Annotated in this window: 21 protein-coding genes and 2 pseudogenes; 14 read left to right on the forward strand and 9 right to left on the reverse strand. The window is 61.1% G+C overall.

The genetic code is table 11. The annotated features are described in order from the left end of the window. Positions 1-178 precede the first annotated feature (178 nt). Both LJU32_18720 and LJU32_18725 read left to right on the forward strand, forming a co-directional pair. Complete coding sequence (locus tag LJU32_18720; GenBank protein ID WKV87670.1) at positions 179-1,834, forward strand: MlaD family protein; 1,656 nt, start codon at positions 179-181, stop codon at positions 1,832-1,834. Positions 1,835-1,851: 17 nt separating this feature from the next. Beyond that, on the forward strand, positions 1,852-2,400 hold the full coding sequence (locus LJU32_18725; GenBank protein WKV87671.1) for a PqiC family protein: 549 nt from the start codon (positions 1,852-1,854) through the stop codon (positions 2,398-2,400). 6 nt (positions 2,401-2,406) lie between these two features. Here LJU32_18725 and LJU32_18730 read toward each other — a convergent pair whose 3' ends face one another. Then, complete coding sequence (locus LJU32_18730; protein ID WKV91148.1) at positions 2,407-3,252, reverse strand: tyrosine-type recombinase/integrase; 846 nt, start codon at positions 3,250-3,252, stop codon at positions 2,407-2,409. 336 nt (positions 3,253-3,588) lie between these two features. Here LJU32_18730 and LJU32_18735 point away from each other — a divergent pair, with 336 nt between their 5' ends. The 5 genes from LJU32_18735 to LJU32_18755 all read left to right on the forward strand — a co-directional run bounded on the left by LJU32_18735 (position 3,589) and on the right by LJU32_18755 (position 9,708). Further along, positions 3,589-4,968 carry a UDP-glucose/GDP-mannose dehydrogenase family protein gene (locus LJU32_18735; protein ID WKV87672.1) on the forward strand — a complete coding sequence of 460 codons (1,380 nt, stop codon included), beginning with the start codon at positions 3,589-3,591 and terminating at the stop codon, positions 4,966-4,968. A gap of 235 nt (positions 4,969-5,203) precedes the next feature. Further along, entirely contained in the window at positions 5,204-6,382 is a 1,179-nt protein-coding gene (locus tag LJU32_18740; protein ID WKV87673.1) for an MFS transporter, read from the forward strand. Between the two features lie 154 nt (positions 6,383-6,536). Then, complete coding sequence (locus LJU32_18745; GenBank protein WKV87674.1) at positions 6,537-7,223, forward strand: HPP family protein; 687 nt, start codon at positions 6,537-6,539, stop codon at positions 7,221-7,223. 223 nt (positions 7,224-7,446) lie between these two features. Next, positions 7,447-8,553 (forward strand): enoyl-CoA hydratase/isomerase family protein, encoded by a 1,107-nt coding sequence (locus LJU32_18750; GenBank protein WKV87675.1) that lies wholly within the window; start codon positions 7,447-7,449, stop codon positions 8,551-8,553. Between the two features lie 3 nt (positions 8,554-8,556). Continuing rightward, entirely contained in the window at positions 8,557-9,708 is a 1,152-nt protein-coding gene (locus LJU32_18755; GenBank protein WKV87676.1) for an acyl-CoA dehydrogenase family protein, read from the forward strand. Positions 9,709-9,798: 90 nt separating this feature from the next. Here LJU32_18755 and LJU32_18760 read toward each other — a convergent pair. The 6 genes and pseudogenes from LJU32_18760 to LJU32_18785 form a co-directional block, all read right to left on the reverse strand. Then, positions 9,799-10,571: pseudogene (locus tag LJU32_18760) on the reverse strand (enoyl-CoA hydratase). A 15-nt stretch (positions 10,572-10,586) separates the two neighbouring features. After that, positions 10,587-11,714: an acyl-CoA dehydrogenase gene (locus tag LJU32_18765; protein WKV87677.1), complete on the reverse strand. Its 1,128-nt coding sequence runs from the start codon at positions 11,712-11,714 to the stop codon at positions 10,587-10,589. A gap of 142 nt (positions 11,715-11,856) precedes the next feature. Next, a complete protein-coding gene (locus tag LJU32_18770) occupies positions 11,857-13,050 on the reverse strand; it encodes an acetyl-CoA C-acyltransferase (GenBank protein WKV87678.1) in 1,194 nt (397 codons plus the stop codon). Positions 13,051-13,062: 12 nt separating this feature from the next. Further along, the gene (locus LJU32_18775) at positions 13,063-13,824 is read right to left on the reverse strand and encodes an SDR family NAD(P)-dependent oxidoreductase (protein ID WKV87679.1); all 762 of its coding nucleotides are present in this window, start codon (positions 13,822-13,824) and stop codon (positions 13,063-13,065) included. Between the two features lie 18 nt (positions 13,825-13,842). Continuing rightward, the gene (locus LJU32_18780) at positions 13,843-15,507 is read right to left on the reverse strand and encodes an AMP-binding protein (protein WKV87680.1); all 1,665 of its coding nucleotides are present in this window, start codon (positions 15,505-15,507) and stop codon (positions 13,843-13,845) included. A gap of 184 nt (positions 15,508-15,691) precedes the next feature. After that, positions 15,692-16,708 (reverse strand): AraC family transcriptional regulator, encoded by a 1,017-nt coding sequence (locus LJU32_18785; protein WKV87681.1) that lies wholly within the window; start codon positions 16,706-16,708, stop codon positions 15,692-15,694. 272 nt (positions 16,709-16,980) lie between these two features. On the opposite strand from LJU32_18785, the gene LJU32_18790 reads away from it, so the two are divergent. From LJU32_18790 to efeO (LJU32_18805), 4 genes are all read left to right on the forward strand, one after another. Beyond that, the gene (locus LJU32_18790) at positions 16,981-17,820 is read left to right on the forward strand and encodes an FTR1 family protein (GenBank protein WKV87682.1); all 840 of its coding nucleotides are present in this window, start codon (positions 16,981-16,983) and stop codon (positions 17,818-17,820) included. 67 nt (positions 17,821-17,887) lie between these two features. After that, on the forward strand, positions 17,888-19,012 hold the full coding sequence (gene efeO / locus LJU32_18795) for an iron uptake system protein EfeO (protein WKV87683.1): 1,125 nt from the start codon (positions 17,888-17,890) through the stop codon (positions 19,010-19,012). Positions 19,013-19,027: 15 nt separating this feature from the next. Further along, entirely contained in the window at positions 19,028-20,326 is a 1,299-nt protein-coding gene (gene efeB, locus LJU32_18800) for an iron uptake transporter deferrochelatase/peroxidase subunit (GenBank protein ID WKV87684.1), read from the forward strand. 26 nt (positions 20,327-20,352) lie between these two features. After that, positions 20,353-21,177 (forward strand): iron uptake system protein EfeO, encoded by an 825-nt coding sequence (gene efeO / locus LJU32_18805; protein ID WKV87685.1) that lies wholly within the window; start codon positions 20,353-20,355, stop codon positions 21,175-21,177. A 120-nt stretch (positions 21,178-21,297) separates the two neighbouring features. On the opposite strand, the gene pssA is transcribed toward efeO (LJU32_18805), so the two are convergent. Then, positions 21,298-22,641 carry a CDP-diacylglycerol--serine O-phosphatidyltransferase gene (gene pssA, locus LJU32_18810; protein WKV87686.1) on the reverse strand — a complete coding sequence of 448 codons (1,344 nt, stop codon included), beginning with the start codon at positions 22,639-22,641 and terminating at the stop codon, positions 21,298-21,300. A 268-nt stretch (positions 22,642-22,909) separates the two neighbouring features. Here pssA and LJU32_18815 point away from each other — a divergent pair, with 268 nt between their 5' ends. The 3 genes from LJU32_18815 (at position 22,910) to LJU32_18825 (ending at position 25,051) form a co-directional block, all read left to right on the forward strand. Further along, positions 22,910-23,473 (forward strand): TetR family transcriptional regulator, encoded by a 564-nt coding sequence (locus LJU32_18815; GenBank protein ID WKV91149.1) that lies wholly within the window; start codon positions 22,910-22,912, stop codon positions 23,471-23,473. Positions 23,474-23,527: 54 nt separating this feature from the next. Next, positions 23,528-24,007 carry a nuclear transport factor 2 family protein gene (locus LJU32_18820; protein ID WKV87687.1) on the forward strand — a complete coding sequence of 160 codons (480 nt, stop codon included), beginning with the start codon at positions 23,528-23,530 and terminating at the stop codon, positions 24,005-24,007. A gap of 264 nt (positions 24,008-24,271) precedes the next feature. Continuing rightward, entirely contained in the window at positions 24,272-25,051 is a 780-nt protein-coding gene (locus tag LJU32_18825) for a TSUP family transporter (protein ID WKV87688.1), read from the forward strand. On the opposite strand, the pseudogene nudC reads toward LJU32_18825, so the two are convergent. Then, positions 25,019-25,847: pseudogene (gene nudC / locus LJU32_18830) on the reverse strand (NAD(+) diphosphatase). The gene LJU32_18825 and the pseudogene nudC sit on opposite strands and share 33 nt — an antisense overlap. Between the last annotated feature and the right edge of the window lies 1 nt (position 25,848).

The raw sequence follows: 25,848 nt of genomic DNA on the forward strand, positions 1-25,848 counted from the left end.
CCCGGGACGCTCAGCGCTCCAAACTCGATCAAAAGGTCGCAGCGTTCGGTAGCTCCTTGCACTGCAATCGCGTCCCACGCCAGCTATACACATTTGCTCTATCGCCAAGCACTTCTATATTGATGAAGTGTTTTTGCGTTTCTGACGCTCAGTGCCCGAATAATTGAGGAGGACATGGATGAAGTCGTCAGCCAGCGACGAGCCGCGAGCACCCGGTCAGGCGCCGATCAAAACCCGCCGTTTCGGCATTTCGCTGGTGTGGATCGTGCCCATCGTCGCGGTGCTGGTGGGCATTTCGCTGGTGATCCACAACATCCTGCAGGAAGGCCCGACCATCACCGTCACCTTCAAGACCGGCGATGGCCTGACCGCCAACAAGACTGAAGTCAGGTACCGCAACGTGGTCATCGGCCATGTCTCGGAAGTCGAACTGGCCGACGATCACAGAAACGTCAACGCCACGATCAAACTGGCCAAACAGGCCGAAGCCTTCACCCGCGAGGATTCGCAGTTCTGGGTGGTGCGCCCGCGCATCGGTGCCGGCGGTGTCTCGGGCATCGATACGCTGCTGTCGGGCGACTATATCGGCGCTGACATCGGCCAAGCGAACACTCGGGCAAAGAACTTCAAAGGCCTCGAGAATCCGCCGCCGATCACCTACGGCGAGCCGGGCAAGCGCTTCACTCTGCACACCACCGACCTCGGCTCGCTGGACATCGGCTCGCCCGTTTATTACCGCAAGATTCCCGTCGGCCAGGTGGTGTCCTACGCGCTGGACCCGGATGGCAAAGGCGTCAATATCGAAGTCTTCGTGCATTCGCCCAATGACGCCTACGTCACCGAAAACACCCGCTTCTGGAACGCCAGCGGCATCGACATCAATGTCGGCGCCAACGGCTTTGCGGTGAAAACCGAATCGCTGTCGACCTTGCTGGTCGGCGGCATCGCTTTCCGCGCGCCGGACTACAGCCCCAACGACACGCCGGCCGGCGACGACAAGAATTTCGAACTGTTCGCCAATCAGGCCGCCGCCCTCGCCCCGCCTGACGGCAAAGCGCAGTATCTGGCGCTGCGGTTCGATCAGGCCTTGCGCGGGCTCAAGGTTGATGCGCCTGTGGAGTTTCTGGGTATCGAAATCGGCCGGGTGGTGGCGGTCAATCTCGACTTCGACGAGGTCAAGCGCACCTTTCCGGTGAATGTCGGCATCGTCATTTATCCGCAGCGACTCGGCCGCGCCCACGCGAAAATTCTCAAAACCTACCATGGCGACGAAAACGACGAAGCCACCGGCGCGCGTCTGCTCGGCACTTTCGTTGAAAATGGCCTGCGCGCCCAGGCACGCAATGGCAACCTGCTCACCGGGCAGTTGTATATTTCGCTGGATTTCTACCCCAAAGCACCAAAAGTCGCTTTCGACCCTACGGCACGGCCAATCACCATTCCGACCGTTCCTGGCAGCCTCGAGCAATTGCAGGAAAAACTCGAAGCCATGGTCAACAAGATCAACGCGCTGCCGGTGGAACGCATCGCCAGCAACCTCGACGGCAATCTGGTCGAGCTGCGCAAAGGCCTGAAGCAGTTCAATGCCAAGACCCTGCCGGGCGTACAGAGCACCCTCGCCGACGTCAGCAAGACCTTGCAGTCCGCCAATTCGACTTTGGCCGAGGATTCACCGCAACGTGAGCAGCTGACCGAGACCCTCGACGAGCTCGGGCGCATGTCACGCTCGTTGCGTGAACTGTCGGATTACCTCGGTCGCCACCCTGAGTCGTTGATTCGCGGGCGCCCGGACAACGCCGCGCCGCTGGATCTCAAAGGGCCGCCACGCAATTGAGCACAGGAGCTGCATCCATGGCTTTACCGTTGAAGATCACCGTGCTCGCTGCTGTCGTACTGCTCTGCGCGTGTCGCAGCGACCCGATCAGCTTTCACACCCTGACACCGGCGCAGCCGGCTGTCAGTCGCAACGGCACCGACATCGCCATCGAAAGCATCAGCGTGCCGCCGCAGGTCGATCGCGCGCAAATTGTCATCCGCCAAGGCAACAGCGGCGTGGCGATTCTGGAAACCGATTGGTGGAGCGCCACTCTTGCCGATGAGTTGCGCGGTGCCTTGACCGATCAACTGAGCAGCGGCGTCGGCCAGCAGCGCGCCTCCGTGCGTATCGACGTGCAGCGCTTCGATTCAATTCCCGGCCAGTACGCCTTGATCGACGTGAAATGGCGAGTGCGCCCGCTGAGTGCGGCGGACGCGGCGCTGCTGAGCTGTCGCTCGGTGTTGCAGACGCCTTCAGGGCCGGGCATCGACGAACTGGTGACCGCGCAACAGAACAACGTCAAACGTCTCGCTGCGCAGATCGCGCAAGGTGCCAGCGGCTCGCGCTGCCCGCCGCAGGTCTGACGCCGTTTACAAATCGAAGCGATCCACCGCCCGCCGCCGCTCGTTGTCGTCGCGCACGTCGTAGTTGGCGGTCGTCTGGATATTGCTGTGATGCGCCAGTTTCTGTGCGATCGACAGGTCGTGCTCCTCGATCACCCGAGTGATGAACGAGCGCCGAAAATCGTGGGGCATGATTTTCACCCCGACCTGCGTACCGCGCTGGCGGGCGATGTAGTAAATCGCATGTTTGGTAATGCGCTCGCGGGTGATGTGGCTGCCCCGGCGAATGCGGTTGAACAGAAACGCATCGTCGCTCTCGCCTTCCTTGAGCTGTGAACGACGCAGTTCCAGCCAGGCGTCGAGTTTGGCGAAGGCCCAGGCCGGCGCGTACTTGATCAGCTGTTTGTTGCCCTTGCCGGTGACGGTCAGGCTGCGCTCTTTGAAGTCGACCTGACTCAGATCCAGATCCACCGATTCCGACTTGCGCATGCCGGTGCCGTACAACAGCGCAATCACCGCCGCATCACGCAAGCCCTGTGGTCGTGGGTCGGCAGCGCAGACTTCCATCAGTTCGTGAATCAGCGTGCGCTTGAGGTTGCGCCCCTGGGACAGCCGTGTGCCGGCGATGCCCTTGACCGAGCGCATTTTCAGCAGGTGATCCTGGCTGATCAGGCTCATGCGCCACGCTTCGTTCATCACCCCGCGTACCGCGTTCACGTAAAGCGACGAGGTGTTCGGTGCATAACCGTCGGCCCGCAAAGCGGCGACCAGCGCCACCACGTCTTCCGGTTGCAGGCCGTGCCAAGGGATGTCTTCGATATCGACGTCCTCGAAACCAAGACGGTCGGCGGCATCTTGCAGCACATAGCGCATGGTCAACTGGCTGGAAGGCGCCAGTCGCGCGAGGTAAACGGTCAGCGGATTGCTGTTGGACGGTGCGGGTTGGGTACTCGACAAATCACTCAAACGAAACGGCCTTGAAATAAAAAACGATTCAACAAAAACAATAAATGCATGAAATGAAACGCAAAAAAACGGCGTAGCTCAATGACAGGGGTTGCCGCGAAAGGCCGACAACCTGCCGTTCGAGGCCATAAAAGTCAATCGGGCATTCCCCGAACGGTCTGTTTGCTGCTTTATCAGCACGGTAGGCGAACTGAAACATCGCGCTCTTATGTTCAATGCAGGGACTGCGAACAGGAGTGCGGCATGAAGATCACGGTGTTTGGCAGTGGTTATGTCGGTCTGGTGCAAGCGGCGGTGCTGGCCGAGGTCGGTCACGAGGTCGTGTGCATGGATGTCGACGCGCAGAAGATCGAGCAGTTACGCCAGGGCCACGTCAGTATTTTCGAGCCGGGGCTGGCCAGTCTGGTGCGTGAGGGCCTGGATTCGAAACGCCTGCAATTCACCACCGATGAACGACTCGCGGTGTTGCACGGGCGTGTGGCCTTCATCGCGGTGGGTACGCCGTCACGGGAGGACGGTTCGGCCGATCTGCGCTACGTGTTGGCGGTTGGCGACGCGATCGCCCGGCATCGTGAGCAGCCATTGATTGTGGTGGAAAAGTCCACGGTGCCGGTGGGCACAGGTGACGCTTTGCGCAGCCACATCGAAAAGGCACTGATCAAGGTCGGCCGCCTGCTGCAGTTCGATATTGTCTCCAACCCGGAATTTCTCAAGGAAGGTTCAGCGGTTGCTGATTGCCGGCGGCCGGATCGTATCGTCATCGGTTGCGAAGGCGCAGACGTGCGCGATGTGATGCGCGATCTGTACGCGCCGTTCAACCGCAACCATGAGCGCATCCTGTTCATGGACCTGCGCAGCGCCGAGCTGACCAAATACGCCGCTAACTGCATGCTGGCGACCAAGATCAGTTTCATCAACCAGATCGCCGAACTCGCCGAGCACTTGGGTGCGGACATTGAAGCAGTGCGCCAGGGCATCGGTGCCGATACGCGGATCGGCTATCACTTCATCTATCCGGGTTGCGGCTACGGTGGCTCGTGTTTTCCCAAGGACATGCGCGCGCTGATCCACAGTGCCGAGCAGGCGCATTGCTCCAGTGATCTGCTGCAAGCGGTCGAGGCGATCAACCAGCGGCAGAAGCACAAGCTCTTTGAGCGCATCAACGCGTTCTACCGGGGTGACTTGCGCGGCAGGACCTTTGCCTTGTGGGGCCTGGCGTTCAAGCCCAACACCGACGACATGCGCGACGCGCCGAGTCGGGTGCTGCTCGAAGCATTGTGGGCTGCCGGGGCCAGCGTGCGCGCGTTCGATCCGGAAGCCATGCTGCAAACCCAGAATCTCTATCCAGACGAAGCAAAACTGATGCTGATGGGCACGCCGGAATCGGTACTGGCCGGCGCCGATGCGCTGATCATCTGTACCGAATGGCAACAATTCAAGGCCCCGGATTTCGAGCTGATCAAACAACGGCTCAACAGCCCGGTGATCTTTGACGGCCGTAACCTTTACGACGCCGAGCGTCTGGCACGCAATGGCTTTCAGTATTTCCCGATGGGCCGTGGTGAATCGTGCAGGTTGCCGATCACATTGCGGCAGCGGCCGGCGGCGTCTGATGTAGCCTGAACCGGCCCGCCGGTGGCCAGTGATGACAGTGGACTGCACACAGACCCTGTGGAGCTGGCTTGCCAGCGATGACGGAATATCAGCCGATTCAAATGTTGCCTGACACACCGCAATCGCTGGCAAGCCAGCTCCCACAGGGACAATGTGCATGGGGGCGATGGAGGTTGACCGGTGACGTTTGCCCAGAGAGGATGGCGTTCGCCCCAGGCATTCCGAATAAGGACATTCCCCTTCCGTGGCCACCTATTCACCTTTCATCCGCCGGCTGATGCTCAGCTCGCTGACCGTGGTCATCAGCCGTGCCCTGGTCAGTCCGCTGCTGACGCTGCTCCTCAGCAACAAGCTCGGCCTCGATCCGCAGGATGTCGGCTTGCTGCTGGGCATCGCCGTGTTCAGCGCCACGCTGCTGTCGCTCTACGGCGGCTACATCATCGACAAGCTGGACAAGCGCCAGTTACTGATCCTGAGCATGCTCTCCAGCGGTATCGGCCTGATCCTGCTGACTTTCGCGCAGAACCTGTATCTGGTGACCGTCGTGCTGATCATCAGCGAAACGGCCTCGGCGCTGTTTCTCATCGGCAGCAAGGCAATCCTCAGTGAACACCTGCCGGTGGGCCAGCGGGTCAAGGCGTTTTCCCTCAACTACACCCTGACCAATATCGGTTACGCGATTGGCCCGATGATTGGCGTGGTGATTGCCGGCGTGCAGCCCGCGGCCCCTTTCATCGTTGCCGGTGCGATCGCCATTGGCAGTATTTTCCTGCTGCTCGGCGCGGCCAGGGATGCCAGTCCGATAACTTCCGGCAGTGCACCGCAAAGTTTCCTCAACACGCTGATGATCCTGAAAAACGACCGCACCATGGTGCTGTTCACCCTTGGCTGCCTGCTCAGCACATTGGTGCACGGGCGTTTCACCCTGTACCTGTCGCAATACCTGCTGGTCACCCATGATCAGCAACAAATGCTCGACACCATGGCCGCCCTGCTCGCCTGTAACGCAATCACGGTGATCCTGCTGCAATATCAGATCGGTCGCTGGCTCAGCCGCGAACACCTGCGTCACTGGATTGCCGGCGGCACCGCGCTGTTCATCGTCGGGCTGATCGGTTTCAGTCTGGCCGACAGCCTGATTGGCTGGTGCGTTGCGATGTTCATCTTCACCTTGGGCGAGATGATCATCTATCCGGCCGATTTCCTCTTCGTCGACACCCTCGCCCCGGAGGCACTGCGCGGCAGCTACTACGGCGCGCAGAACCTGGCGGCACTCGGCGGCGGCGCGAGCCCGGTGATTTGCGGGTTTCTCTTGATGCACACGCCCGCGCCGAGCATGTTCTATGCGCTGAGCGGATTGGCGGCACTGGGCGGTTATCTATGTTTCGTCAGCGCACGTCGCGCCGCTTCAGTGCAAAAATAGTGCACTAAAACTGCATTTATATGAATTTGTCAGCATCGAGTTTGATCGGCAAACTACGTGCGTTCCTCCCCCAATGTTGGAACGCTTCGAGGGCTTTCCGGATTTGCCGGACAAGTCCTTTTTTGCCCCGGATTTTGTAAAGGATCAGTTCTACATGCTTGCTCGCTGGTTGCCCGCTGCCATCAACACCCGTCCCACTGAATGGAGCCGTGCCGCGATCGGCATGGCCCTGGGCACGCTGTTCAGTGTGTGGATGTGTGCGCAGGTGTTCGGGCATGACGTTGCCTTTCACCTGATCGGCCCGCTGGGTGCTTCGGCGGTGCTGCTGTTCGCCGTATCCTCCGGCGCCCTCGCCCAGCCGTGGTCGATTCTCGGCGGCTACCTGTGTGCCGGTGTGGTCGCTTTGCTGGTGGCCCACGTGCTCGGCCGCACGCTGGGCAGCGCCTGCCTCGCCGCCGGCATGGCGGTGATTCTGATGTGCTGGCTGCGTTGCCTGCACCCGCCGGCGGGCGCATTGGCGTTGACCCTGGTGCTGGCCGACCCTGCGACCATCGCCATGGACTGGAAAGCCATGGAACCGGTGATGCTCGGCGCCCTGTGCATGCTCGCCAGCGCGCTGGCCTACAACAATCTGACCCGCATCCGCTACCCGAAACGCGCCGCCGATCCTGCGCCGCCCGTGGTCCCGGTCGACCGCCAGGCGATCACCGCCGAAGACCTCAAGCTTGCGCTGGCGGACATGGAAGCCTTCATCGACGTCACCCCCGAAGACCTCGAACGCCTGATCCACGCCAGCGAACTGCACGCCAAACGCCGCAGCATTACCGAAACTTTCAGATAGGCCCTGTAGTAGCTGACGAGTGCAACGAGGCTGCGATCTCTTGATTTCAAGAACCAAGATCAAAAGATCGCAGCCTCGTTGCACTCGTCAGCTACTACACACAAAAACGCAGATTCCCCCTGCACATATCCCCGTTGTACACGGCAAATTTGCACTGTTACGATCCGCTAACGCCCGCGCGCGGGCTTTTCGAATAAAGACAATAAAAAGCAGGGAGTTACAGATGACAGCTCAGGCTTCATCCCGGCGGACCCCGTCCATGGATGCCATGCAAAACGACGTGCTGGCCGAGGTGCGCAATCATATCGGCCACCTGACCCTCAACCGCCCTGCGGGCCTCAATGCAATCACCCTCGACATGGTGCGTCTGCTGCAACAGCAGCTCGATGCCTGGGCGTCTGATGCCGAGGTGCACGCCGTGGTATTGCGCGGCGCCGGTGAAAAGGCTTTCTGCGCCGGCGGCGATATTCGTTCGCTGTACGACAGCTACAAGAGCGGCGACACGCTGCACGAAGATTTCTTTGTCGAGGAATACGCCCTCGACCTGACCATTCATCACTACCGCAAACCGGTGCTGGCCTTGATGGACGGTTTCGTCCTCGGCGGCGGCATGGGCCTGGTGCAAGGCGCCGATCTGCGCGTGGTGACCGAGAAGAGCCGACTGGCGATGCCGGAAGTGGCCATCGGTTATTTCCCCGACGTCGGCGGCAGTTATTTCCTGCCACGCATTCCCGGTGAACTGGGGATTTATCTGGGCGTCAGCGGCGTGCAGATTCGCGCCGCCGATGCGCTGTACTGTGGCCTCGCCGACTGGTATCTGGACAGCAGCAAACTTGCGCTGCTCGATGAGAAACTCGATCAGATGGAGTGGCAGGACACGCCGCTCAAGTCGCTGCAGAACCTGCTGGCCAAGCACGCCGTGCAAACCCTGCCCGATGCGCCACTCGAGGCGCTGCGCCCGGCGATCGACCACTTCTTCGCCCTGCCCGACGTGCCGAGCATGATCGAGCAACTGCGCGCCGTTACCGTTGCCGACAGCCACGAATGGGCGCTCACCACGGCGGATCTGCTGGAAACCCGCTCGCCGCTGGCCATGGCCGTGACCCTGGAAATGCTCCGTCGCGGCAGGCACCTGAGTCTGGAGCAGTGCTTTGCGCTGGAGCTGCATCTGGACCGCCAGTGGTTTGCCCGGGGCGACCTGATCGAAGGCGTGCGCGCCCTGCTGATCGACAAGGACAAGTCACCGCGCTGGAACCCACCGACCGTCGCTGAGCTGGACGCTGGGCAGGTCGGCAGTTTCTTCCATGGTTTTGATGAGAGCGGGAGCTGAGTCATGCACGATCTCGAACTGACTGAAGAACAAGTGATGATCCGCGACATGGCCCGGGATTTTGCCCGTGGTGAAATCGCCCCGCACGCGCAAGCCTGGGAAAAGGCCGGCTGGATCGACGATGCCCTGGTGGCGAAGATGGGTGAGCTGGGCCTGCTCGGCATGGTCGTGCCCGAGGAATGGGGCGGCACTTACGTCGATTACGTCGCCTATGCGCTGGCCGTTGAGGAAATCTCCGCTGGCGACGGCGCCACTGGTGCGTTCATGAGTATCCACAACTCGGTCGGCTGTGGCCCGGTGCTCAACTACGGCAGCGATGAGCAGAAACAAACCTGGCTGGCCGATCTGGCCAGCGGGCAAACCATCGGTTGCTTCTGCCTGACCGAACCCCAGGCCGGCTCCGAAGCACACAACCTGCGCACCCGTGCCGAACTGCGCGACGGCCAATGGGTGATCAACGGCGCCAAGCAATTTGTCAGCAATGGCAAGCGGGCGAAACTGGCGATCGTCTTCGCCGTGACCGATCCGGATCTGGGCAAGAAAGGTCTTTCGGCGTTTCTGGTACCGACCGATACACCGGGTTTCATCGTCGATCGCACCGAACACAAAATGGGCATCCGCGCTTCCGACACCTGCGCGGTAACGCTGAACAACTGCAGCATTCCCGAAGCCAACCTGCTCGGCGAGCGTGGCAAAGGCCTGGCGATTGCCCTGTCCAACCTTGAAGGCGGACGCATCGGCATCGCCGCGCAGGCATTGGGTATCGCCCGGGCAGCGTTTGAAGCGGCGCTGGCCTACTCGAAAGACCGGGTGCAATTCGACAAGCCGATCATCGAGCACCAGAGCATCGCCAATCTGCTGGCTGACATGCACATGCAGATCAACGCCGCGCGGTTACTGATCCTGCATGCGGCGCGACTGCGCACGGCGGGTAAGCCGTGTTTGTCCGAGGCATCACAGGCCAAGCTGTTCGCATCGGAAATGGCCGAGAAGGTGTGTTCGTCGGCGATCCAGATTCATGGCGGCTACGGCTATCTTGAGGATTACCCGGTCGAGAAGTACTACCGCGATGCGCGGATTACTCAGATCTATGAAGGGTCGAGCGAGATACAGCGGATGGTGATTGCGCGGGATTTGAAGAACTATCAGTTGTAAAGCTTCGCGAGCAGGCTCGCTCCCACATTGGACGGTGCAGATCCTGTGGGAGCGAGCCTGCTCGCGAAAGCGTCAGCTTAGGCACCGCATCTATTTGCCTTGGAATGCAGCCTCACGCTTGGCAATAAACGCCGCCATCCCTTCCTTCTGATCCTGCGTCGCAAACGCGGCATGGAACACCCGGCGCTCAAAGCGCACGCCCTCGGTCAGGTTGACCTCGAACGCGCGGTTGACGCTCTCCTTGATCATCATCGCAATCGGCAGTGACTTGCCGGCGATCACCGCTGCAACTTTCAGCGCCTCATCAAGCAGCTCATCGCTCGGCACGATCCGCGCGACGATGCCGCAACGCTCGGCTTCCACCGCGTCGATCATGCGCCCGCTCAGGCACATTTCCATGGCTTTGGCTTTGCCCACGGCGCGGGTCAGGCGTTGGGTGCCGCCCATGCCCGGCAGCACGCCGAGGTTGATTTCCGGCTGGCCGAATTTGGCGTTGTCGCCAGCCAGGATGAAGTCGCACATCAGCGCCAGTTCACAACCGCCGCCAAGGGCAAAACCATTGACCGCCGCAATGATCGGCTTGCGCCGGTTCGCGACACGATCGCTGTCGCTGAACAGATCGTCCATGTAGATCTGCGGATAGGTCAGCTCGGCCATTTCCTTGATGTCCGCGCCGGCGGCGAAGGCTTTTTCGAACCGGTGAGGACGATGCAGCCAATGTGCGCATCGGCTTCCAGCGTATCGAGGGCGTGGTTCACTTCGCTGACCAGTTGCGCGTTCAGCGCGTTCAGCGCCTGTGGCCGGTTGAGGGTGATCAGGCCGACGCGGTCGCGGGTTTCCAGCAGAATCGTTTCGTAAGTCATGAATAAAATTCCTTGTCAGAGATTGCGCGAAATGACCATGCGCTGAATGTCGCTGGTGCCTTCGTAGATCTGGCAGACGCGCACGTCGCGGTAGATGCGTTCCAGCGGGAAGTCGTTGAGGTAACCGTAACCGCCGAGGGTTTGCAAGGCCATGGAACAGACCTTCTCGGCCATTTCCGAGGCGAACAGCTTGGCCATCGATGCCTCGACCAGCGCCGGTTGGCCGCTGTCACGCAAGGCTGCGGCGTAATGCACCATCTGCCGGGCGACGGCAATTTGCGTGGCCATGTCCGCCAGGCGGAACGCCACGGCCTGATGCTCGATGATCGGCTTGCCGAAGGTGTCACGCTCGCGGGCGTAATCGCGAGCGGCTTCGAACGCGGCGCGGGCCATGCCGACAGCTTGCGAGGCGATTCCTACGCGGCCGCCTTCGAGGTTGGCCAAGGCGATCTTGTAGCCCTCGCCCTCTTCGCCAAGGCGGTTGGCGACCGGCACTTTCACCTCTTCGAAGAGGATCTGACAGGTGTCGGAGGCGTGCTGGCCAAGTTTGTCTTCGACCCGCGCAACCTTGTAGCCCGGCGAGTCGGTCGGCACGATAAACGCGCTGATCCCGCGCTTGCCGGCGCTCGGGTCGGTCACGGCAAACACGATCACGATGCCGGCGTTCTGCCCTGAGGTGATGAACTGTTTGCAGCCGTTGAGCACGTAGTGATCGCCTTCCAGCCGCGCACGGGTTTTCAGGCTGCTGGCATCGGAACCGGCCTGCGGTTCGGTCAGCGCGAAGGCGCCGAGCATGGCGCCGCTGGCCAGCGGTTTGAGGAAGCGTTCGCGCTGGTCGTCATTGCCGAACTTGAGAATCGGCACGCAGCCGACCGAGTTGTGCACGCTCATGATCGTCGAGCACGCACCGTCGCCGGCGGCGATTTCTTCCAGGGCCATGGCGTACGCCAGGTAGCCGGTGTCACAGCCGCCCCACTGTTCTGGCACGAGCATGCCGAAAAAGCCCAGCTCGGCCATCTCGGCGATGGCTTCCCTGGGGAAACGGTGCTCGCGATCCCACTCGGCGGCGAACGGCTTGAGCCGCTCCTCGGCAAACTGCCGGGCCATGTCGCGGATCTGGGTTTGATCTTCGTTGGGGATCATGGTGAGTCCTTAATTCTTCCAAACAACCACAAAACCTGTGGGAGCTGGCTTGCCAGCGATGAGGCCGTCACATCCAACATTGATGGTGACTGATCCATTGCCATCGCGGGCAAGCCCGCTCCCACAAGGTCAACTGTCAACCTCAATAGACGCATTCCACAGCCATGGCCGTGGCTTCGCCGCCGCCAATGCAGATCGCTGCAATCCCGCGCTTGAGCTGTTTCTGCCGCAGCGCCGCGAGCAACGTCACCAGAATCCGCGCCCCCGAGGCGCCGATCAGGTGGCCCAGTGCGCAGGCGCCGCCATGCACATTGAGCTTGTCGTGGGGAATCTCCAGGTGCGTCATCGCTGCCATGCCGACCACGGCGAACGCTTCGTTGACTTCAAACAGATCCACCTGATCCAGCGCCCAACCGGTCTTCTTCACCAGTTTCTTGATCGCGCCGATCGGTGCGGTGGGAAACAGGCCAGGGGTATCCGCGAACGCAGCGTGGCCGTGAATCACCGCCAGCGGTTTGAGGCCCAGTTGCTGCGCGTGGGACTGGCGCATCAGCACCAGCGCTGCCGCGCCGTCGGAGATCGAGCTGGAGTTGGCCGCCGTCACCGTGCCGCCCTCGCGGAACGCCGGTTTCAGCGAGGCAACCTTGTCGAGTTTGGCTTTTGGCGGCTGTTCATCATTGCTGATCACCACCTGCTCTTTGCCGACGGTCACGGTCAGCGGGACGATTTCGTCGTGGAAGCTGCCGTCCTTGATCGCCTGCTGCGCGCGGGTGGTCGAGGCGATGGCAAAAGCATCCTGCGCTTCGCGGCTGAAGCCGTTGGCCTCGGCGCAATCCTCGGCGAAGGTGCCCATCAGGCGGCCCTTGTCGTAAGCATCTTCGAGGCCGTCGAGGAACATCGAATCAAGCACGCGGCCATGGCCCATGCGATAGCCGGCGCGGGCGCGATCGAGCAGGTACGGTGAGTTGGACATGCTTTCCATGCCGCCGGCGATCACCACGTCGGCACTGCCGGCGAGCAGCATGTCGTGGGCCATGATGGTGGTCTGCATGCCCGAGCCGCACATCTTGTTGACCGTGGTGCAGCGGGTCGATTTATCCAGCCCGGCACCCAGCGCAGCCTGGCGTGCCGGCGCTTGGCCGAGGCCGGCGGGCAATACGCAGCCGAACAGCACTTCATCAACCGCGTCACTGGCGACACCGGCGCGTTCGACCGCTGCCTTGATCGCCGCCGCGCCGAGTTGTGGTGCGGTGAGACTTTTCAGTTCGCCTTGAAAGCCGCCCATCGGTGTGCGGACGGCGCTGACGATAACAATCGGATCGTTGGCAATAGTCATGACAAATCCTCCTTACTTGGCGGCCATGCGCAAGGCGCCGTCGAGACGGATCACTTCGCCGTTGAGCATGCTGTTTTCAATGATGTGACGCACCAGCGCGGCGTATTCGGCAGGCTTGCCCAAGCGCGGCGGGAATGGCACGCCGGCGGCGAGCGAGTCGCGCACTTCCGGGGTCATGCCGGCCATCATCGGCGTTTCGAAAATGCCCGGCGCGATGGTCATCACGCGGATGCCGAAGCGCGCCAGTTCGCGCGCAGCTGGCAGGGTCAGGCTGGCGATTGCGCCTTTCGACGCCGAGTACGCGGCCTGGCCGATCTGGCCGTCGAACGCTGCGACCGAGGCGGTGTTGATGATTACTCCGCGCTCACCGTCAGCATTGGCTTCGCTTTCGGCAATCGCCGCAGCGGCGAGGCGCAGCATGTTGAAACTGCCGATCAGGTTGACGTTGATCACTTGCGCGAAACTGCTGAGTGCGTGCGGGCCGTTCTTGCCGAGAATCTTCTCGCCGCGAACGATGCCGGCGCAGTTGATCAGCCCGTTGACGCTGCCAAATGCGGCGATGGTTGCTTGCACCGCCGCTTCCGCAGCCGCCTCATTGCTGATGTCGGCAACCACGCTTTGCGCACCGAGACGCTGGGCCTGAGCGGCGACGGCTTCGGCGTTCATGTCGACCAGCATGACTTTGGCGCCGGCACTGACCAGCAATTCAGCGCTGGCGGCACCGAGGCCTGAGGCGCCGCCGGTGACGATAAAAACCTTGTTCTCGATCTGCATGACAGTGTTTCCTTGGATTCAAGCTGAAACGTTGTGCGCCGCGGCCTCTTGAGCCTTGGCGATTTCCTGGTTGCGCAAGATAAAGCGCTGCAATTTGCCACTTGGGGTTTTGGGCAATTCGCTGACAAATTCGATTTCACGCGGGTACGAATGCGCGGCCAGACGCTTGCGCACGTGTTGGCGCAGTTCTTCGGCCAACTCCGGCGCGGCGCGGTACTGCGCGCTCAGCACGACAAAGGCTTTGACCAGTTCGGTGCGTTCCGGGTCGGGTTTGCCGACGACCGCCGCTTCGACCACGGCAGGGTGTTCGATCAGGGCACTTTCCACGTCGAACGGGCCGACGCGGTAGCCCGAGGTGGTGATCACGTCATCGCTGCGGCCGACGAAGCTGATGCTGCCGTCCGGGTTCCACTCCACGGTGTCGCCGCTCAGGTAGTAGTTGCCGACGAAAGCCTTGGTCGGCGCGCCTTCGTAGCCGCCGAACCAGCACATCGGCGACTGCGGGCGGTCGATGGCGAGAATGCCCGGCTGACCGACGCCGAGTTCGTTGTACTGCTCATCGAGCACGACGATGCGATGCCCCGGCGAAGCGAAACCGGCAGCGCCGACATGCACCGGGTGCTCGAGGCCGTGGTGGTTGCACAGCACCATGCCCAGTTCCGTCTGGCCGTAGTGGTCGTGGATAACCACGTCGAGGTTATCGGCGAACCAGCGGATCACTTCCGGGTTCAGCGGCTCACCGGCGCTGCTGACGATGCGCAGCTTGCCCTTGATCGATCTGGCGAACGCCTCTCCTCCGGCAATCAGCAGTCGATAGGCAGTGGGCGAGCCGGTGAGATTGGTAATGCCATATTTGTTGATTACCCGGCAGGTGCTTTCGAGGGTGAACGGGCCATCGTAGAAGGTGATCGGGTGCCCGAGCGCCAACGGCCCGGTGACGCCGAAATAAATGCCGTAGGCCCAGCCCGGATCGGCGACATTCCAGAACGCGTCTTCGGGGCGCAGGTCCACCGCATCACGGGTGTAGCTCTGGAAAGCGACGATGGCTTTGAGCGGCACTGACAGTGCCTTCGCCGGCCCCGTGGTGCCCGAGGTGAACATCAGCAGGAACGGGTCTTCGCCGGTTAGTAGCACCGGTTCGCAGACGCTGGAATAGTTGGCCAGCTCAGCCCAGAAACTGAAATCACCACGAACGATGCCCTGACCTTTGGCGCCACCAACGGTGGCGATGGTCGGGCATGCGCTGACTTCATTGAGCTTGGGGCGGTTGACCGCGTCGGTGACGACAACTTTCGCCCCGGAACTGTTCAGGCGATGTTCGAGGGCTTTCGGCCCGAATGCAGTGAATAGCGGCTGATACACCGCGCCGATGCGCCAGGTGGCGAGCACGGTGATGAGTAATTCGACGTTGCGCGGCAGCAGGCCGGCGACCTTGTCGCCCTTCTGCACGCCCTGGGCGAGGAGGAAATTGGCGAAACGCGCGGCTTTGTCTTGCAGATCAGTGAAGGTGTAAGTCGCACTTGAGCCGTCGCGACCTTCCCAGAACAACGCAATGCGCCCGGGCAAGGCATGGCGGTCGCAACATTCGACGCAGGCGTTGAGCGCAGCGAGCGTGCCGCTGAGCGATGCATCGACGGTGTGCTGATAGTTGAACTGTTCGGTGGCAGACAAGTAATCGCGCATTGCCAGAATCCCTCGGTGTTTTTATTAGGCTGGGAACCGTAAACAACACAGGGATAGTCGCGCCGCGCGGGACTCGGGGCAATGGTCAAAGTTATCAAAGTGGCTGACTGGTTTGGCCAAGCCTTGTAAGGGGAATGATCACGTGGCCCTGGGTGGGAGCGAGCCTGCTCGCGAAGGCGTCGGGTCAGACCACCTCATTGAGGATCAGTGTGCGGTAATGCCCCGGATTCGACCCGGACCATTTGCGAAACGCCTTGTAGAACGAACTGGCATCAGCAAAACCCAGCCGTGCAGCAATCTCGACGAAACTGATCGAGGGCTCTGCCAGCCAGGTAATCGCCAGCTCTTTTCGCACGCTGTCTTTCAGGCCCTGATAGGTCTGCCCTTCTTCGGCGAGACGGCGGCGCAGCGTGGACGCCGAAATACACAGTTGCTGGGCCAGCGCTTCGGTTTCCGGCCATTGCTCGGCGGGCAGCTGTCGCAGATCCTGTTTGATCCGGCTGGCCAGGCTGTCGGGGTCGCGGTACTTGACCAGAATGTTGGCCGGCGCCTGGGCCAGAAAGCGCTTGAGCTCTTCGGCACTGCGTTTGATCGGCAGATCGAGGCAATCGGCGGAAAAGATCATTCGTGTCCGTGGTCGCTCGAAACGCAGGTTTTCCGAAAACATCACCCGATAGTCGTCAGTGAAATCCGGTTCGGCGCAGCGCAGTTCAATCGCCAGAATCGGAATCCGCCGCCCGGCCAGCCAGCACGCGACGCCATGCACGATCATCCAGTAAGTGAAATAGGTAAAGGCGCGGCGCGGCTCGGCGTCGTCTTCGAGCAGGACGATTTCGGCCAGGCTCTGCTGATGCACCAGTTGCGCCGGCAGCTTTTCCAGCATCAGTGAAAGGAAACTCAGGCCAGTATCCAGTGCCGCCGCCAGCGTCGGTTGCGCCATGGCGCTGCGACACAAAAACGCCAGGCTGCCGGACTTGAGCGGGCGTGGGTCCATGCCGAAGAACTCGTCATCACCGCGTCGTGCCAGCAGGCGCCAGAGTCTGGCGTATTGCGAAGCCGGCACCCTGCCCTCGTCGGCCGTTAACTGAGCCGGATCGATGCCGACCTTGCTCAACGCCTCATCGCTGGCCGCGCCCGGGGCACAACTCTGCAGCAGCGCTTCGCGCACCAGTTGAATGGCAATGGTGTCTTTTTCCGCCATGGAGCGAGATGAGCCTTGTTATTTTCGGGTGGTGGGCATCTTAACCCAGCTCCTGATTTCACCGCAGGACCAATGTGGGAGCGAGCCTGCTCGCGAAAGCGGTGTGTCAGATAAAGACATGTCACAGGCATACCGCATTCGCGAGCAGGCTCGCTCCCACAGGAATCACAGTTGTTCAGCTAAGGTTCAGCTAAATGTCAATGAATGCCATTTGGGAATGAGTGTCATTATGTTACAACTTAGCCTCCTATCTAAATCGCTGTGGCTAGCCAATGCTCGTTCCCTTTTTGATCATGTTGCGCGAAGGCATCGAGGCCGCGCTCATCGTTGGCATCATCGCCAGTTACCTGCAGCAGACCGGCCGCGGCCAGTGGATGCCGGCCGTATGGATCGGTGTCTTCCTCGCCGCTGCCCTCGCCTTGCTGGTCGGTGGTGGCCTGGAACTGGTCAGTGCTGAATTTCCGCAAAAGCAGCAGGAGCTGTTCGAAGGTGTAGTCGGCCTGGTCGCGGTGGGCATCCTCAGTTCCATGGTGTTCTGGATGCGCAAGGTCGCGCGGTCGATCAAGCACTCGCTGCAAGCCTCGCTGGATCAGGCGCTGACGCAATCCAGGCATCAGGTGATTGCATTGATCGCCATGGTTTTCTTCGCCGTCGCTCGCGAAGGCCTGGAGACGGTGTTCTTCCTGCTCGCCGTGTTCCAGCAAAGCGAAGGCCCGGGCGCGCCGATTGGCGCCCTGCTCGGCCTGGTCCTGGCGGTGATCGTCGGTTTCCTGATCTACAGCGGCAGCATGCGCCTCAACCTCTCGGCGTTCTTCAAGTGGACCGGGTTGTTCATCCTGGTAGTCGCCGCCGGCATCCTCGCCAACTCGGTGCAGGCGCTGCATGAAGCCGGTCTGTGGAATCACCTGCAAACCGTGCTGTTCGACTTCAGCGCGACGCTGCCGATGGACGGCCCGCTCGGCTCGGTGCTGGCCGGCATGTTCGGTTATCAGGATGCGCCGACCGTCAGCACCCTCGGTGCGTACCTGATTTATCTGCTGCTGGCGCTGGTGATGTTCTTCATGCCCGCGCCTCGCCAGGCAACGCCAACGACTTCCGTTTCCAACCAATAAGGGCACCCATGTCTGACATTCAAACCCCTCGGCCCTGCGTTGGGCGCTGGCCGGCTCGGTAGTGCTGATGATCGCCGCCGGTGGATTGTTCTGGTACGCCTCGAACATGGCCGCCGCCAAGCGTCAGCACAACCACGACGAAATCATCGTCAATATCCATCCGCACAGTTGTGAGCCGAATGCGCTGACGGTGCCGGCCGGCCGCGCCAGCTTCCGCATCGTCAACCGCTCCGAGCGTGCGGTCGAGTGGGAAATTCTCGACGGCGTGCTGGTGGTCGAAGAGCGGGAAAACATCGCCCCGGGCCTGAGCCAGGTGATCAACGCCAACCTGCAACCGGGCGACTACGCGATCACCTGCGGCTTGCTCAGCAACCCGCGCGGCACCTTGCACGTCACACCGACGGCAGCGTCGGATGCCGCCGCCAAGGCCAAGCCGTCAATGGTGGCGTTCGTTGGACCATTGTCGGAATTTCGCGTGTATCTGGCCGTTCAGGGCAGCGCGTTGATCAAAGCGGCGACGGCGCTGAATCAGGCGGTCGCCAGTGGCGATCTTGCGCAGGCGCAAGCGTTGTACCTGCCGGCGCGTGCCGCGTATCAGCGTCTGGCGCCGGCGGCGCAGCGTCTGGCCGAGCTGGACAATCACATCAATGCCCGCGCCGATTATTTCGAGAAGCGCGAGCAGGATCCGGCTTTTGTCGGTTTCCATCGCCTCGAATACGCGCTGTTTCAGCAGCGCAAACTCGACGATGTCGCGCCGATTGCCCCGCGCCTGCTCGCTGACGTCACCGAGCTCAAACAGCAATTGCTCGCCCAGTCACTGCCACCGGAGCAACTGGTGAGCATCGTCGTGCGCAACCTCAACAGCCTCGCCGAGGTGCGCGCTGCCAGCGGAGAAGAAGAGCGCTACAGCCACAGCGATCTCAACGGTTTCGCCGCCAACGCGCAAACCGCGCGCAAGGTCGTCGACCTGTTGCGCCCAATGCTGAGCAAATCCTCCGCTGACGTGTTGGCGAACGTCGATCAGGCGCTGAGTGATTTCGACAGCCAGCTCAACGCGTTCAAATCCGCCGATGGCTACGTCAGTTACGACGCCGTGACCGCCGCGCAACGCCAGCAGATCGCCGCCAAAGCCAAGACTCTGGCCACGGCGCTGGATGGCATCGACCCCGCCCTCGGCCTTTCCGGCCTGTAAGCAGAAGACGACCCGATGAACGATTCAGAACCACTCAACCTGCAACGACGTCGCGTGCTGATGGGCATGGGCGCCGCCGGTGTCGCCCTTGCCGGATCGGCGCTGAGCTGCCCGGCCATGGCCGCCGCACCGGCACAAGTCACCGAAGCACCGAGCAGCGACAAGACCGAAGATCGCCACGATTTCCACGGCGTACACCAGGCCGGCATCGTTACCCCGCGCCCGGCCTCGGGAATGCTGGTGGCGTTCGATGTGCTGGCCAGTGATCGCGAAGACCTCGAGCGGCTGTTCCGCACCCTCAACGAACGCATTGCGTTTTTGATGAAGGGCGGCCCGGTCGCACAGATCGATCCGAAACTGCCGCCGCCGGACTCCGGCATCCTCGGCCCGGTAGTCACCCCGGACAACCTGACCATCACCGTTTCCGTCGGCGATTCGCTGTTCGACGAGCGCTTCGGTCTGGCGGCGGCAAAGCCCAAGCGTCTGCAACGCATGGTCGGCTTTCCCAACGATGCGCTGGATGCCGATTGCTGCCATGGCGACCTGAGCCTGCAGTTCTGCGCCAACACCGCCGACACCAACATTCACGCGCTTCGCGATATCGTCAAAAACCTCCCCGACCTGCTGCTGGTGCGCTGGAAACAGGAAGGCAGCGTACCGCCGCAAGCGCCGGCCAAACCCGGTGTGCCGGCGCAGTCGGCGCGCAACTTTCTCGGTTTTCGCGATGGCTCGGCCAACCCTGATTCCAACGACGCCAAAGCCATGGACCGCATCGTCTGGGTGCAACCGGACAGTGACGAACCGGCCTGGGCTGCCCATGGGAGTTATCAAGCGGTGCGCATCATCCGCAACTTCGTCGAGCGCTGGGATCGCACGCCCTTGCAGGAGCAGGAAAGCATTCTCGGCCGGGTCAAGAGCAGCGGCGCGCCCTTCGGTGGCCAAACTGAAAGCGAAGTGCCGGATTACAGCAAGGATCCGGCCGGCAAGCTGACCAAACTAGACGCGCACATCCGATTGGCCAACCCGCGCACCGCCGCAACCCAGGCCAACCTGATCCTGCGCCGGCCGTTCAACTACTCCAACGGCGTCAACAAGAACGGCCAACTCGACATGGGCCTGCTGTTCATCTGCTACCAGGCCGACCTGGAAAAAGGCTTTATCACCGTGCAAACCCGCCTCAATGGCGAGCCGCTTGAGGAATACCTCAAACCGGTCGGCGGCGGTTACTTCTTCACCCTGCCCGGCGTGACCGGCGATGACGATTTCATCGGTCGTTCGTTACTGGCTGCCACCTCCCACAACAAAACCGCATGACACCCAACCGACACTGGAGCCGCCCCATGAAAAAGACGCCACTCGCGTTATTGCTGACCCTTGGTTTGCTCAACACCCCGCTGTCGGCGTTCGCCGCGACTGCGCCGCTGGATCTGGTGGGGCCGGTGTCGGACTACAAGATTTACGTCACCGAAAAACTCGATGAACTGGCCAGCCACACCCAGCAGTTCACCGACGCCGTGAAGAAAGGCGATCTGGCCACCGCGCAGAAGCTCTACGCGCCGACGCGGGTGTATTACGAGTCGATCGAGCCGATTGCCGAGCTGTTCAGCGATCTCGATGCGTCCATCGACTCGCGTGTCGACGACCACGAAAAAGGCGTGAAGGCTGAAGATTTCACCGGCTTCCACCGCATCGAATATTCGCTGTTCGCGGAGAAATCCACCCAGGGCCTGGATGCATTGGCCGACGGCTTGAACAAGGACGTGCAGGATCTGCAAACCCGTGTGGCCGGGCTGACTTTCCCGCCGGAGAAAGTCGTCGGCGGCGCTGCTGCGCTGTTGGAAGAAGTCGCGGCGACGAAGATCTCCGGCGAGGAGGATCGCTACAGCCACACGGACCTGTACGACTTCCAAGGGAATATCGACGGCGCGAAGAAGATCGTCGATCTGTTCCGCCCGCAGATCGAACAGCAGGACAAAGCGTTCGTAGCGAAAGTCGACAAGAACTTCGCCACGGTCGACAGGATTCTGGCCAAGTACAAGACCGCGGATGGCGGCTTTGAAACCTACGACAAAGTGAAGGACAACGACCGCAAAGCGCTGGTCGGACCGGTGAATACGCTGGCGGAGGATTTGTCGATGATGCGCGGGAAGTTGGGTCTGAATTAAATCTTCAGCGCCTCATCGCGGGCAAGCCCGCTCCCACAGGTTTCTAGGTGTGCACAGGCTTTGTGAACGACATCGAACACTGTGGGAGCGGGCTTGCCCGCGATAGCGATTTCAGCAGCGCTAGAGAATCCTGTAGAGCAACCGCTCAATCCTCACCCGGCTCACCCGCTTGAGAAACTTCGCCACCCCTGCCGGGTAATCCGGCAGTGTCTCCAGATTCTGAAAACTGTCGATCCGCGTGGTATGGCGGAAGATGTTTTCCAGCTCTGTCGCCCGCGGCTCCAGCCACTCGCCCTTCGGGTCTTCAATCAGCAGCGCGTTTTCCAGGTCGAGGCGGAACGCCCGTGGGTTGAGGTTGTTGCCGGTCAGCAAGGTGTAACGCTGATCGATCCACATGCCTTTGAGGTGGTAGGTGTTGTCGCCGTCGCGCCACAGGTGCAGATTCAACTGGCCGCTGTCGATGCTGTGCTGATGACGTTTGGCAAAACGGCGCAGGCTGATCTCATACAGATAAGGCAGCGCGGCGATCACCTTGAACGGCTCGCTCGGCGGAATATAGAAATCGTTGGCGGTCTTGTCGCCGACCACGATGTCGATCTTCACGCCACGGGCCAGCGCACGGTTGATCTCACGAATCACGCCCAGGGGCAGGTTGAAGTACGGCGTGCAGATGGTCAGCTGCTTTTGCGCGCTGGCGATCAGTTCAAGAATCGCCCGGTTCAGCGGGTTGTTCTTGCCGACGCCGAGCAATGGCGTGACTGACAGCCCTTCTTTACTCGTGCTGCCGGCCCCGGTGTCGTAAGTCGCGTATTTCAGGCGGCTGCGCAGGTCGCCGATGTCGTTGCGCAGGCTGCGCGTGCTCGGCAGGTTCGGCAGGTCGAGGCGATGCACGGCTTTCGATTCGATCAGGCCATGCTTGACCAGATGATGCATCGAATCCGCCAGCTCACGGCTGTGCAGCACGTGGTAGCGGTCGAAGCGGTACTTGTCGAGTTTGTGCAGGTAGACGTTGTTGAGGCTGGCGCCGCTGTAGACCACCTTGTCGTCAATCACGAAGCCTTTGAGGTGCAGCACGCCGAACAGCTCGCGGGTCTGCACCGGTACGCCGTAGATCGGCACTTCGCTTTGATGCGTGCGGGTCATGTCCTGATACCAGGCGGCATTGCCCGGTTGCTTGCCGGCACCGATCAGACCGCGCTGGGCGCGCAACCAGTCGACCACCACGGCGATTTCCAGCTCGGGACGCTTGAGCTTGGCGGCGTGCAGGGCGTCGAGGATTTCCTGGCCGGCTTCGTCTTGCTGCAGATACAGCGCAACGATGTAGATGCGTTGGGTCGCTGCAGCGATTTGCTCGAGCAGGCAGCGTCGGAATTCAGCAGCACTGGACAGAATGCTCACCGCCTCGGCGGTCAGCGCGAAGCTGCGCAGTTTAGGCAGCAGAGAACGTTTGAAAAGCAACGGCATAAGGCTCGCAAGGTTCGATTCCGAAGAGTTTGAGAGCTTACACCATCGTCTGCGCCGGGTGTTGTCAGTGTCTATGAACGCCCGGAACCTGATCGTTCCCACGCGCTGCGTGGGAATGCCTCAATGGACGCTCTGCGTACGCTTTGGGACGCAGAGCGCCTCGGGCTGCGTTCCCACGCAGAGCGTGGGAACGATCATTCAAAGCGCCTTTATAGACGCCGAAGAAATTCGCTTGACCAAGGAGAACAGTCGTTCTACTGTTCGTCACATGAACGAATCAATCAGCAATGACACACGCGACATCATTCTGGATGTCACCGAAAAGTTGATCTACAAAAGTGGCATCGCTGCCACCAGCATGGATCTCTTGGTGAAGACCGCCGGCGTCTCCAGAAAAAGCATCTACCGTTACTTTGCCGATAAGGACGCGCTGGTGGTCGCCGCCCTGCAACGACGCGATATCCGCTGGATGCACTGGTACACAAACGCTGTCGAACAGGCCGAAACGCCGGCCGGTCGCCTGCTCAACATGTTTACCGTGCTCAAGGGCTGGTTCGACTCGGAAGGCTTTCGCGGCTGCGCCTTTATCAACACCAGCGGCGAAACCGGTGATCCACTGGATCCGGTGCGGCTGGTGGCCAAGGAACACAAACAGAAGCTGCTCGACTACGTGTGCGAGCTGTGTACCGAATATGGTGCCGAGGATCCGCAGCTATTGGCCAGACAGTTGCTGATCCTGATTGAAGGCGCCATTACCGTAGCGCTTGTGATGGGTGATCACAGTGCCGCCGATAATGCGCAATGCATGGCGCAAAAGTTATTGGGCCTGTAACTCTTAATAAGCCGGACTTGTTGTTCATACATCAAATGAATCAGGAGATTGAACATGTCGACTGCAGCCCAGGTACGTCCGCCATTGCCGCCATTCAACCACGCCTCAGCCATCGAGAAAGTTCGCCTGGCCGAAGATGGCTGGAACAGCCGCGATCCGGAAAAGGTATCGCTCGCTTACACCCTCGACACGCAATGGCGCAATCGCGCCGAGTTCGCCAACAATCGCGAAGAAGCCAAGGCTTTCCTGACGCGCAAATGGGCGAAGGAACTGGATTATCGCTTGATCAAAGAACTCTGGGCCTACTCTGATACGCGTATCGCGGTGCGTTATGCCTATGAATGGCACGACGACTCGGGCAACTGGTTCCGTTCGTACGGCAACGAGAACTGGGAGTTCGATGACAACGGCCTGATGTTCCAGCGCTATGCCTGCATCAACGACATGCCGATCAAGGAAAGCGAGCGCAAATTCCACTGGCCGCTGGGCCGCCGGCCGGATGATCATCCGGGGCTGAGTGAACTCGGCCTCTAAGCCGAACACGGTCCCATGTAGGAGTGAGCCTGCTCGCGATAGCGTCATGTCTGTGACATCTTCACGTCTGACGAGCCGCCATCGCGAGCAGGCTCACTCCTACGATGGTTTTGTTGTGAACATTGATGTTGGGTAAGGCCCCCATGTGTGGGAGCGAGCCTGCTCGCGAAGAGGACCTGTGACTCGCCGCAACAGTTGGATACAGGTAACATGACCGCCCTCCCCGCAGCCCACGTTCTGCGCCCTGCCGAATAAGTCGACTCCATGCCTTTCGAACTCAGCGTTGACCTCACCACCCTGGCCATTCTGGCTGCCGTTGCCTTCCTTGCCGGTTTCATCGATGCCATTGCTGGCGGTGGCGGTCTGTTGACCACACCGGCGCTGCTGACGGCGGGCCTGCCGCCGCATCTGGTGCTGGGCACCAACAAATTGAGCTCGACCTTCGGTTCGGCGACTGCCAGCTTCACCTTCTACAAGCGCAAACTGTTTCATCCACGCCAGTGGACCCACGCGATTGTCGGTACCCTGGTCGGTGCGCTCACGGGTGCGGTGGTTGCGCATTACCTGCCGGCCGAATGGCTGAACAAGATGCTGCCGGTGATCGTCTTCGCCTGCGGCCTGTACTTGCTGTTTGGCGGCACGCCGAAAGCGCCGCTGGACAGCGATGCTCCGATCAAAAAGAAATGGCAATCGACCCAAGGCTTCAGCCTCGGTTTCTACGATGGCGTGGCTGGCCCCGGCACGGGAGCGTTCTGGACGGTGAGCAGTCTGCTGCTGTACCCGATCGATCTGGTCAAGGCCAGCGGCGTGGCGCGCAGCATGAACTTCGTCAGCAACATCGCGGCGTTGTCGGTGTTCATCTTCTCGGGTCAAGTCGACTGGATCATTGGCCTGTGCATGGGCCTGTCGGTGATGGTCGGGGCCTTCTTTGGCGCACGCACGGCCATTAGCGGCGGCGCCAAATTCATTCGTCCAGTGTTCATCACCGTGGTGCTTGGCTTGACTGTGCGCCTAGCCTGGCAGCACTGGTTCAGCGTGGCCTAAGCGCCGCGCCACGTAGACATCGATCAGGTATCGAGCAATCGAGCGCGACGCCGGCAACGGCGGCAGCTCATGCACGTTGAACCACTGGGCGTCCTCGATCTCGTCTTCCTGACAGACAATCTCGCCACCGGCGTATTCGGCATGGAAGCCGAGCATCATCGAATGCGGGAACGGCCAGCACTGGCTACCGATGTACTGGATGTTCTTCACCTCGATCTGCACTTCTTCGCGCACTTCGCGAATCAGGCAATCCTCAGCCGACTCCCCGGCTCGGCGAAACCGGCCAGCGTGCTGTAAACCCCAGTGACGAAACGCGGTGAGCGCGCCAGAAGGATCTCGTCGCCACGGGTGATCAGCACGATCATGCTCGGTGAGATGCGCGGATAGCTGCGCAGATCGCACGGCTGGCAATACATCGCCCGCTCGCGCGGCACTTGTGTCATCGGCTGTCCACAATTGCCGCAGAAGCGATGCTCGCGCGCCCAAGTGCCGATCTGTGCGGCATAACCGAGCACTTTGTACAGGGTGTGATCCCCTCGAGCATGAACGCCCGCAGGCCTTTCCAACCGCAACCGGGCACTTCGCTGGCACTGCGCAACTCGAGCAGATACACCGGTTCGCCATCGAGATGACCAATGCCATGCTCGGCGAGGACCGAAAGGTCCTGGCGCTTGAGCCATTCACGCGGGAACAGCGCGCCGTTGTCATCGAACAGAAAGCCTTCCGGGCTGCGCGCTACGGCCCAGCCGCCGGGTTGATCGGTGTCGAGTACTGCAGTGGTCCAGCGAGAGGTCATG

This window comes from Pseudomonas sp. B21_DOA (assembly GCA_030544685.1).
Taxonomy (GTDB): domain Bacteria; phylum Pseudomonadota; class Gammaproteobacteria; order Pseudomonadales; family Pseudomonadaceae; genus Aquipseudomonas; species Aquipseudomonas fluorescens_AO.

Bases quoted from the DNA above. Each gene is read 5' to 3' on its own strand.
- LJU32_18765 (WKV87677.1), bottom strand. From the start codon at position 11,714: ATGATCCCCAACGAAGATCAAACCCAGATCCGCGACATGGCCCGGCAG.
- LJU32_18825 (WKV87688.1), top strand. From the start codon at position 24,272: ATGCCTTTCGAACTCAGCGTTGACCTCACCACCCTGGCCATTCTGGCT.
- pssA (WKV87686.1), bottom strand. From the start codon at position 22,641: ATGCCGTTGCTTTTCAAACGTTCTCTGCTGCCTAAACTGCGCAGCTTC.
- efeO (WKV87685.1), top strand. From the start codon at position 20,353: ATGAAAAAGACGCCACTCGCGTTATTGCTGACCCTTGGTTTGCTCAAC.
- LJU32_18790 (WKV87682.1), top strand. From the start codon at position 16,981: ATGCTCGTTCCCTTTTTGATCATGTTGCGCGAAGGCATCGAGGCCGCG.
- LJU32_18780 (WKV87680.1), bottom strand. From the start codon at position 15,507: ATGCGCGATTACTTGTCTGCCACCGAACAGTTCAACTATCAGCACACC.
- LJU32_18730 (WKV91148.1), bottom strand. From the start codon at position 3,252: ATGCGCTATGTGCTGCAAGATGCCGCCGACCGTCTTGGTTTCGAGGAC.
- LJU32_18775 (WKV87679.1), bottom strand. From the start codon at position 13,824: ATGCAGATCGAGAACAAGGTTTTTATCGTCACCGGCGGCGCCTCAGGC.
- efeO (WKV87683.1), top strand. From the start codon at position 17,888: ATGATCGCCGCCGGTGGATTGTTCTGGTACGCCTCGAACATGGCCGCC.
- LJU32_18720 (WKV87670.1), top strand. From the start codon at position 179: ATGAAGTCGTCAGCCAGCGACGAGCCGCGAGCACCCGGTCAGGCGCCG.
- LJU32_18725 (WKV87671.1), top strand. From the start codon at position 1,852: ATGGCTTTACCGTTGAAGATCACCGTGCTCGCTGCTGTCGTACTGCTC.
- LJU32_18745 (WKV87674.1), top strand. From the start codon at position 6,537: ATGCTTGCTCGCTGGTTGCCCGCTGCCATCAACACCCGTCCCACTGAA.
- LJU32_18770 (WKV87678.1), bottom strand. From the start codon at position 13,050: ATGACTATTGCCAACGATCCGATTGTTATCGTCAGCGCCGTCCGCACA.
- LJU32_18785 (WKV87681.1), bottom strand. From the start codon at position 16,708: ATGGCGGAAAAAGACACCATTGCCATTCAACTGGTGCGCGAAGCGCTG.
- LJU32_18820 (WKV87687.1), top strand. From the start codon at position 23,528: ATGTCGACTGCAGCCCAGGTACGTCCGCCATTGCCGCCATTCAACCAC.
- efeB (WKV87684.1), top strand. From the start codon at position 19,028: ATGAACGATTCAGAACCACTCAACCTGCAACGACGTCGCGTGCTGATG.
- LJU32_18735 (WKV87672.1), top strand. From the start codon at position 3,589: ATGAAGATCACGGTGTTTGGCAGTGGTTATGTCGGTCTGGTGCAAGCG.
- LJU32_18815 (WKV91149.1), top strand. From the start codon at position 22,910: ATGAACGAATCAATCAGCAATGACACACGCGACATCATTCTGGATGTC.
- LJU32_18755 (WKV87676.1), top strand. From the start codon at position 8,557: ATGCACGATCTCGAACTGACTGAAGAACAAGTGATGATCCGCGACATG.
- LJU32_18750 (WKV87675.1), top strand. From the start codon at position 7,447: ATGACAGCTCAGGCTTCATCCCGGCGGACCCCGTCCATGGATGCCATG.